Here is a 9331-nt window from a genome sequence, read left to right as displayed (position 1 = left end):
TGAACTGCTCTGCCAACTGAGCTAATCCGGCACGGCATTATTACACTCCTGCCCGGCAGGGTTTTCAAGCTGAAAACCGGAAATCTCTGCCGCTTTGCCTGATTTTTCTTCTTTATTCATACCTTCCTTGCGTGATCTGAAGCACAAATTCGTTATTTTCCGTTTTCAGCGGGCGGTTGCTGATTCTTCATGAAATCGTGTCTGTCTCTGTAAATCACTCCGGATACCATCAAAGATGAATAACCTGACAACAAGAACTTGATTCTAATTATTAACTGATATTAATATGTATTATGGATTTAAATGCCAGATAAATAGAATATAATAGCGTTAAATTTCAATAACAAGACCCGGGGAAATATGTATATCACACACATCCTGTTACTATTCACCCGCTGATAATGTAAACATTTAAGTACAGCGTTTTGCTTTACTAACATGACTGTAAATGCGAAACCGTGAATATGATCACTAAACAACCACATACCGGAATGCATAACAATTCACTGCTTTAATTAAATATCTTTGTTATTCCCTGCTGTCGCTTACTTTTCATTCATGTAACGTAACATTATCAATGTGATCTTTATCATCAAATTTATCCTGACTGTGTCACATTTTTATTTTTATCCCAGGTTTCAGTTGAAGGATTCAATAAATCATAACGTTTTTCCGTACGATCAATAAAAACAAAGATGATTATAACAATTGTTACTTATAAGATATTTTAACTTAAATTACCGTACCAGTGCATCTGATGCATAGTTTTTGTTAAAAAAGAACAAGACTTCTCATCCGTTTTTTTATTCTTCCTGTAAAGATAGATTTAAATTTGTACGTTTAACCCTTATTTACTTTTTCTTAACCTATATAAAATCCCACAGAATAAAATGGCTTTTCATTGCAGCATAACTGCCCGACAGCATTGAATTATTCATATTACTCCCGGATTTTAACGATGAGGTAAATGTATATTTAACATAAATACACAACAAGACATTAACAAATACAATTCATTGAATATAATGAATTATTTCAGTTTAAGTGATACAGATCACCCGGTTTACACCTGTGATTAATACGGATTTTGTTTATTTCAGCCCCCCCCATTCCCTTTTCATTTTTTTTCACGCATGATGATTTCACGCCAAACGAGAAGGATGGCAGAGAAAGAAATAACAGAAATAAAAAAACTGAATTTGAATTAAGACAAGAACACTACCGGATTTACAAATGCTATATCATTCACAAGGCATGATACTTATAAACAGATAAATGCCTGTGTAAATTATCGAGTTATTATTATAAATAATTGGAGATTTTACCATGATGTATCCAGCAGAACCGTATCGTATTAAAAGTGTTGAAACCGTATCCATGATCCCTCGCGAAGAGCGTATCAAAAGAATGAAAGAGGCCGGGTACAACACTTTCTTGTTGAATTCCAAAGACGTTTATGTCGATTTACTGACCGATAGCGGCACCAACGCCATGTCCGATAAACAATGGGCCGGCATGATGATGGGTGACGAAGCATACGCGGGCAGCGAAAACTTCTTCCATCTGGAAAGAACTGTTCAGGAATTATTCGGCTTTAAACACATCGTTCCTACTCACCAGGGCCGCGGTGCAGAGAACTTACTCTCTTCATTAGCTATCAAACCGGGTCAGTATGTTGCAGGTAACATGTACTTCACCACCACCCGTTATCACCAGGAAAAAAATGGTGCGACATTCATCGATATCGTCCGCGATGAAGCTCACGATGCGGGCCTGGATGTGAAATTCAAAGGCAACATCGACATTAAAAAACTGGAAAAACTGATTGCTGAGAAAGGCGCGGAAAATATCGCTTATATCTGTCTGGCGGTAACCGTAAACCTGGCAGGTGGTCAGCCGGTCTCTATGGCAAACATGCGTGAAGTCCGCCAGTTATGTGATAAGCACGGCATCAAAGTGTTCTACGATGCGACCCGCTGTGTGGAAAACGCCTACTTCATCAAAGAGCAGGAAGAAGGCTTCGAAGATGTCTCCATTAAAGACATCGTTCACGAAATGTTCAGCTACGCTGACGGTTGTACCATGAGTGGTAAAAAAGACTGTCTGGTGAACATCGGTGGTTTCCTGTGTATGAACGACGACGACATGTTCTCTGCTGCACGTGAACTGGTTGTGGTTTATGAAGGGATGCCTTCTTACGGTGGTCTGGCCGGTCGTGATATGGAAGCGATGGCTATTGGTTTACGCGAAGCGATGCAGTTCGAATACATCGAGCACCGCGTCAAGCAGGTTCGTTACCTGGGCGAAAAACTGAAAGCTGCCGGTGTACCGATTGTTGAGCCGGTCGGCGGCCACGCAGTATTCCTCGATGCACGCCGTTTCTGCCCGCATCTGACCCAGGATGAGTTCCCGGCACAGAGCCTGGCAGCCAGCATCTACATGGAAACCGGTGTACGTTCTATGGAGCGCGGTATTATCTCCGCAGGCCGTAACAAAGAAACCGGTGACCATCACCGTCCGAAGCTGGAAACCGTTCGTCTGACTATTCCTCGTCGTGTATACACCTATGCACACATGGATCTGGTTGCTGACGGTATTATCAAACTGTTCAAACACAAAGAAGACATTAAAGGGCTGAAGTTCGTATACGAGCCGAAGCAGTTACGTTTCTTCACTGCACGCTTTGATTACGTGTAATTATCTGATGACAGAGGCCTCATTATTTTAATGGGGCCTTTTTGTCTCTGCATCCCTATAACAATAAAGAACAAATAAAATCGATAAATATGAATGCTGTTGGTGATATTTATCATTAATAGGAAACTTTTATTATGAGTATTCATAGTGCCGATACAAATAAATCACCCGGACTGACCAGCGGAACCATGCTTGTTATAGCAACTGTCGTTGGCGGCGGTATGTTTTCTTTGCCGATTGCGATGGCCGGTGTCTGGTTTTCCGGTGCCGCTGTTATTTTGATTTTAGTTGCAATTATGATGTTACTGACCGGTCTGATGTTAGTTGAAGTTAACCTGCATTTTGAACCGGGCGCCAGCTTTAATACCTTCACCACCGAGTTACTGGGCAAAAAATGGAATATTGTCGTGGGTATTGCCTTCGGGTTTGTACTCTATATTCTGACGTATGCCTATATATCCGGGTCATCCGCTGTTCTGACTCAGACGATATTAAAATATACCGGTGTCGCCCTGCCGATAAAAGCCGCGGTCGTGATTGTCGCCTGTCTGGTGGCTGCGATTGTCTGGTACAGCTCATTATGGGTCGGACGTATTACCACCATTTTAATTTTCGGTAAGTTTATCGCGTTCTTTGCCACCTTCTCCGGACTGGTTGCACACGTGGAAATTGCCAATCTGCTGGATTCCGCATCAGTGGCAATACCCGGAACGAAATATCTGCCTTATGTTCTGATGACACTGCCGTTCTGTATTATTTCGTTTGGCTTCCACGGTAACGTGCCGAGCCTGGTGAAGTTGTACGGCAAAACCAAATTCCGCTTTATTACCCGTTCAATTATTATCGGGACAATATTTGCGGTACTGCTGTATATCTTCTGGCTGGGTGTCACGATGGGCAATATCAGCCGTGCCAACTTCTCTCCGATTATTGCCAAAGGCGGGAACATTGATGTGTTCGTTGAGGCTATCGGCGGGGTGATGTCAGGGAAAACCATGGATCTTATCCTGACATTCTTCGGTAACTTTGCGGTGGCCAGTTCCCTGCTGGCAGCAACACTCGGCCTGTTTGACTATATTGCCGACCTGCTGAACTTTAAAAATGACAGCGCCGGTCGTTTCAAAACAGCAGTAGTGACGTATCTGCCACCAGCGGTGGTGTGTTTCTTCTTCCCGAACGGATTCGTTTATGCCATCGGTTATGCCGGTCTGGCCTTTACTATCTGGAGTGTGATTTTACCGCCGTTCCTGGTAAAAGCCTCCCGCAAACGCTACAGCGACAGCGATACCATTTACCGTTCGCCGTGTAACAGCGCGGTACTGAATCTGGTGATTGTCTGCGGTGCGATTGTGTATCTGACGGTCATTCTGGATGTGTTCGGCTGGCTGCCGGCATTTAAATAAGCGGTTACAGACGGCCGGAGGCAAATCATGCTCCGGCCGCTTGTGCAGCGGTTCTCTCTGATCTGCCGGGAGGCAAATCATGTATTTCACCCTGTTACACTGGCAACATCCGCTGTTTACCCGCCGGGAAGCTCTGCGGCTGCTTATTCAGGTACAGCGCGCCGTTCATATGACGCGCAGGGAGAGACGGGAACGCCGGATCAGAAAAAACGCATCGGGATAAGAGCGGAAAACTGATCGATTTTTTTTATAAACTTACGGTAAAGCGCTTTCATAATCTCTCCAAAACCGTGATGACTATCACGTACCGCGTATCTTACTCATCCCGCTCCGTCCTGCAAGGGTTGACGCACATTTTTTCATCTCTGTCCGGTGTAAAAAAATCACGACACTTTATCACTCAGATTGCAACTCTGTGATATGGTGATGCAATCGTTTGTTCGCTGCATTTACAGGATAAAACATGCAAAAATCGTTATTTATCGGTACGTTGTTATCTGCATTTTTTTTCAGTGGTTTACACCCTGCTCTGGCGCTGACTTCACAGCAGGCCGCCGAAAAGCTCTCTCTGACCGAACTGGCGGAGACCTACAGCCCGGCACAGATTTCCGCACTGACACAGCAGCCGGAAGCAAACCGGTTCGATGCGCTGATGATCACCATCGGTGCCCTGACGGCGGATGACCTGAAAAATCCGGCAGCAGAGAGTGATAAGCTTCAGGCCTTTGTTGATGCACAACAGCAGGAGCACACCCGCTATCTCGGCAATGTGTCGGATAAAAATATTGTGCCGCGCCTGCATACCGCCTGGAAAACCGCAGTGTTCCCGAATGACACGAAGACGCTGAAAACCCTGAATAACTTTATTGATAAAGGCTATACCAGCGGCTATAACCTGGTGGATACCCGCGAAGAATCCGGCTTTGATAAAACACGGATGATCCGCTACGGCCATAATGATATCGATCACGCCGCCCAGCTGGTTTACCTGCTGCGCCGCGAAGGCTTTGATCCGAAAGTGCAGCTGACGCCGAAATCATCCGCATTTCTCTATCTGGATGAATGGGGTGAGGCGGATTATCCGGTTACCACGCTGAAAAGCGGCAAAAAAGTGGCGATCGCCAGTGAATATAATCTCGACCTGGAATTTCCGTCAGCTGAAGAGCGTAACCGCTTTCAGAGCCTGATTGACCAGTACGCCAAGAAAAATACTGCTGACCAGAAAGGGCTGATCCGCGCCGCCTGGTGGCAGCCGTTTTACCGCAGTTATGTCCCTGTGGACGGTTATGATGTGGTAGCCGAAACCCGTGTGACCAGCGGTCATTATCAGGCTGATTTGATGGCACTGCCGGAAAACGCGGAAAAACAGGCGGAAAATATCCGCAAAGCGAAAAGCGGGATGCAGGTAACGAGTGAAAAAGTGTGGGTAAACCCGTCTTTTTACCGTTATCTGCAGGGGGATTATAAGTAATCCTCTGCCGGACAGGACGGTGCGGTGTTAAGCCCGGCGCCGCCCTTCCGGTTCTGATGATAACGGGCAAAACGAAAAGCCGCTGTAAATACCTCCCTGTACGCTCAGGCTCGCCATCCATGGCTCGCATGCTTTTCGTTCGCCTGCCCGTTATCATGAACCTGACATTCAGGTTGCTTCGGAAGAGCAGATCACAGATTGTTTATCCGCCGATAAACAGCCCCGCAATTGTGGCCGCCATCAGGTTGGATAACACCCCGGCGACCAGTGCTTTCATCCCGAGAGTGGCAATCTCTTTGCGCCGGTTCGGGATCAGACTGCCGATACCGCCGATAGCAATTGCCACAGTACCGAAGTTAGCAAACCCGCACAGAGCGAACGAGAGGATGATTTGTGTCCGCTCAGTCATCGGCAGACCGGTGGCAGCCACGACTTCATTGCCCTTCAGATATTCCGCCAGGTTGGCATAGGCAAAAAATTCGTTGATAACAATTTTCTGCCCGATAATGGCACCGGATGTCAGCGCTTCATTCCACGGAATACCCATCAGCCACGCCAGCGGTGACAGCAGATAGCCGAGGATCAGTTCCATGCTCAGATCCGGCAGACCGAACCAGCCGCCGACACCGCCGAGCAATCCGTTTAACAGCGCCACCAGGCTGACAAACGCCAGCAGCATTGCGCCGACCGCCAGCGCCATATTCAGGCCGTTAATCGCCCCTTCCGCCGCCGCGTCAATAATATTCGCCGGGCGGTTTTCCTGCACCGGTTTGGCGCCGGATTCATCGGCCGTCTGCTGTGTTTCCGGGATCATCAGTTTAGCAAACAGTAACCCGCCCGGTGCCGCCATAAAGGAAGCTGCCAGCAGGTATTCCATTTTCACCCCCAGCGAAGCATAGCTTACCAGCATAGTACCGGCGATAGATGCCAGCCCGCCGCACAGTACAGCAAACAGTTCAGAGCGGGTCATGCTGCCGAGATACGGTTTAACCAGCAAAGGCGCTTCTGTCACACCAAGAAAAATATTGGCCGCTGAGTTCATCGATTCCGCACGGCTGGTTTTCAGCAGACGCTGTAACGCCCCGCCGACCCAGCGCACGAGGATCTGCATAATCCCCAGATAATAAAGTACCGCTGACAAGGCGGAGAAAAAGACAATAATCGGCAATACCCTCAGCGCGATAACAAACCCGCCGCTGCCGAAAATCTCAAACATTTTGTCAGAGACCAGACCGCCGAAAATAAAGGATGTTCCGGCATTATTGAAGTTGATCACCGTGGTGACCGCCTCTGCCATCACAAATAAAACGTGCTGCCCGGCCGGGGAATAGAGAATTAATCCGCCCAGCGCCAGTTCAATGGTAAAAGCCAGTACCACCGTGCGCAGATTAATCGCGCGGCGGTTTTCAGACAGTAAATAACCTATTCCCAGCAGTACCACGATCCCGAGAATGCCGATTGCTGTATTCATATGTGTAATCCGGTAAAAACCCTGAGTGAAAAATCCGCCGGCAGCGGCGGCATAAAAACCAAACCGTGTTAACATGCTGACCAACAAATACCGACCCTTCACACGGTTTGATTGAGAGGAGAGTGCTTTTATGGCAGTTGCAATTCAGGCAAGCGCAAACGATTTCGCGGAAACCATCATTATGCCCGGAGATCCCCTGCGCGCCAAGTTTATTGCTGAACATTATTTATCGCAGGCGCGGGAAGTAAACAGCGTCCGCAATATGCTGGGTTATACCGGAGAATACAAAGGCAAACGGATTTCGGTGATGGCTCACGGCATGGGTATCCCCTCAATTTCAATGTATGCGTATGAGTTGATTCAGGATTTTGGTGTGAAAAACCTCATCCGTATCGGCACCTGCGGCGCAGTGCGGGATGATGTGTCACTGATGGATGTGGTGATCGCCATGGGCGCAAGTACCGATTCCAAAGTGAACCGTGACCGTTTTTACGGTAACGACCTGGCGGCACTGGCGGACTGGCACTTGCTGGCATCTGCGGTGAAAACCGCAGAGCGTCTGCAGTTACCGGTCAAGACCGGTAACGTGTTTACTGCGGATCTGTTTTACACCACCCGCCCGGAACTGTTTGCCGTGATGGAGCAATACGGCATTCTCGGGGTGGATATGGAAGTCGCCGGGCTGTACACCGTCGCGGCGGAGCTGGGCGCACGGGCACTGGCGATCCTCACCACTTCTGATCATATTAAAAACGGCGGTAAACTGACCATCGATCAGCGCCAGAACGCGATGCACAATATGATTGAGCTGGCTCTGGAAACTGCACTGACACTCTGACCGCTCAGACTTTTATCCGTAAAGCAAAAACGCCCTCATCAGAGGGCATTTTTGTTTGTTCATGACAGCGATTACTGTGCGGTGTTGTTAACCGGCAGAATTTCCATAATGCCTGCGCGGACATAATACTGCTGGCCGGATGCGGCAGCTGGTGCATCACCCGCCATTTTCGTCAGTGCTTCTTTCGGCGTTGCGGTGGATAATGAAGACTGATACAGCGTGTTGCCGTTCATATCACGGACGCTGGCGCGGACAAAATACTGTTTGCCGTCTTTACTGACTGCCGGGGCATCAGCGCTCATTTTTTTCAGGGCTTCACCCGGGGTGGCAGTGGTCAGTGCTGACTGAAAGACCGGTGCACGGTTGTAACCACCATTATGGTATCCGCGGTTATTATGATAGCCGCGCCCGTCATGGTTGCCGCGCATCATATGACGACCGCCGTTACCGTCGCAGTTGCCGTAGCCATTCATATACTGACCATTCTGCTGCGGCTGATTAACCGGAGCCGGTGCTGCGAACGCGGTCATACCCGCACCTAATAAACTCAGACCGATAACACCTGCAATGATTTTTTTCATATTAACATTCCTTCTTAATTAATTTTCTGAAGCACTGTTTTGCTGTTGATGTCATCATTGCCGATACCGGTGTGTAAGACAATCCGTTTTACCCTTTCTGACTATGAAACCATAATCCCTGCACAATTCATCATAATTTCTGCACAGTTCTTCATTTTTTCTCCACATTTCAACCTTTTTGCACGAAGAAAGATGTGTCAGAAATGACGATAAAATTTAATCAGCTTTATACTTCCTTACATAAAAAATGAGCCAATAAGATTAATCACCTTATTATTGATATAGGGAATTGTTATCACTAAAAAAGACAGCAAACAGAACAACCTGAGGAACTGACATGAAAAAAACAACAATGATTGCCGGTATCATCGCAGCGGCGTATTCCTTTTCAGCACTGGCGGCCACAGCGGATGTTCAGGTAAAACCCCTGACAGCCACGGCACAGAAAACCGCAAATACCGCTGATTATCTGATTGGCAAAACCTGGGTCACGACAGAGGCACTGGATCAGGACGGTAAAGCCATTCCGGCCACCGATGAAAGTGTGGCGGGCTTCTTTGGTCTGGCCAACTATGAAAAAGACGGTTCCGTTAAGATGTACACCCCGGAAGGAAAGCTGAAATTACAGGGCGACTGGTCCTTCAGCGCGGACGGTAAAACCCGGACGCTGACCGGTAAAAATGATAAAGGGGAAGTGCTGTTTACCCGGGTGGTCGAAAATATCAAAGTGGCGCCGGATGAATATATTTACCGCGTCTACCCGAAACCTGATGATAAAAGTCATTATGCGGATATTGTCCATAAACCAAAAACCGCAGAATAAATAGCGATATACAAAAATGCCCTCAGTGAGGGCATTTTTCGTTCCGG

At 47.5% G+C, this 9331-nt stretch carries 7 protein-coding genes; 5 read left to right on the top strand and 2 right to left on the bottom strand.

Annotation, left to right across the window (positions count from 1 at the left end; genetic code table 11):
- Positions 1 to 1326: 1326 nt before the first annotated feature.
- From X965_RS02395 to X965_RS02380, 3 genes are all read left to right on the top strand, one after another.
- Complete coding sequence (locus X965_RS02395) at positions 1327 to 2697, top strand: tyrosine phenol-lyase (RefSeq protein ID WP_004241032.1); 1371 nt, start codon at positions 1327 to 1329, stop codon at positions 2695 to 2697.
- Positions 2698 to 2831: 134 nt separating this feature from the next.
- Positions 2832 to 4100, top strand: coding sequence for an aromatic amino acid transporter (locus X965_RS02390; protein WP_036416845.1), 1269 nt, complete (start codon positions 2832 to 2834; stop codon positions 4098 to 4100).
- A 463-nt stretch (positions 4101 to 4563) separates the two neighbouring features.
- A complete protein-coding gene (locus tag X965_RS02380) occupies positions 4564 to 5571 on the top strand; it encodes a hypothetical protein (RefSeq protein ID WP_004904333.1) in 1008 nt (335 codons plus the stop codon).
- 202 nt (positions 5572 to 5773) lie between these two features.
- On the opposite strand, the gene X965_RS02375 is transcribed toward X965_RS02380, so the two are convergent.
- Positions 5774 to 7042: a NupC/NupG family nucleoside CNT transporter gene (locus X965_RS02375; RefSeq protein WP_015422902.1), complete on the bottom strand. Its 1269-nt coding sequence runs from the start codon at positions 7040 to 7042 to the stop codon at positions 5774 to 5776.
- A gap of 130 nt (positions 7043 to 7172) precedes the next feature.
- Between X965_RS02375 and deoD the strand changes: the two genes are divergently transcribed.
- Positions 7173 to 7880, top strand: a complete 708-nt coding sequence (gene deoD, locus X965_RS02370; RefSeq protein WP_004241027.1) for a purine-nucleoside phosphorylase — start codon at positions 7173 to 7175, stop codon at positions 7878 to 7880.
- A 71-nt stretch (positions 7881 to 7951) separates the two neighbouring features.
- Here the strand turns inward: deoD and X965_RS02365 are convergent, their stop codons facing one another.
- Positions 7952 to 8461 (bottom strand): hypothetical protein, encoded by a 510-nt coding sequence (locus X965_RS02365; protein WP_004904330.1) that lies wholly within the window; start codon positions 8459 to 8461, stop codon positions 7952 to 7954.
- Positions 8462 to 8798: 337 nt separating this feature from the next.
- On the opposite strand from X965_RS02365, the gene X965_RS02360 reads away from it, so the two are divergent.
- On the top strand, positions 8799 to 9284 hold the full coding sequence (locus X965_RS02360) for a DUF4822 domain-containing protein (RefSeq protein WP_036415400.1): 486 nt from the start codon (positions 8799 to 8801) through the stop codon (positions 9282 to 9284).
- Positions 9285 to 9331 lie beyond the last annotated feature (47 nt).

The organism is Morganella sp. EGD-HP17 (genome assembly GCF_000512315.2).
Classification (GTDB): domain Bacteria; phylum Pseudomonadota; class Gammaproteobacteria; order Enterobacterales; family Enterobacteriaceae; genus Morganella; species Morganella morganii.
This window is presented reverse-complemented; position numbering and strand designations above follow the sequence as displayed.

Excerpts from the sequence above, each read along its gene's own strand:
- X965_RS02395 (WP_004241032.1), top strand. The coding sequence starts at position 1,327 with ATGATGTATCCAGCAGAACCGTATCGTATTAAAAGTGTTGAAACCGTA.
- X965_RS02390 (WP_036416845.1), top strand. The coding sequence starts at position 2,832 with ATGAGTATTCATAGTGCCGATACAAATAAATCACCCGGACTGACCAGC.
- X965_RS02380 (WP_004904333.1), top strand. The coding sequence starts at position 4,564 with ATGCAAAAATCGTTATTTATCGGTACGTTGTTATCTGCATTTTTTTTC.
- X965_RS02375 (WP_015422902.1), bottom strand. The coding sequence starts at position 7,042 with ATGAATACAGCAATCGGCATTCTCGGGATCGTGGTACTGCTGGGAATA.
- deoD (WP_004241027.1), top strand. The coding sequence starts at position 7,173 with ATGGCAGTTGCAATTCAGGCAAGCGCAAACGATTTCGCGGAAACCATC.
- X965_RS02365 (WP_004904330.1), bottom strand. The coding sequence starts at position 8,461 with ATGAAAAAAATCATTGCAGGTGTTATCGGTCTGAGTTTATTAGGTGCG.
- X965_RS02360 (WP_036415400.1), top strand. The coding sequence starts at position 8,799 with ATGAAAAAAACAACAATGATTGCCGGTATCATCGCAGCGGCGTATTCC.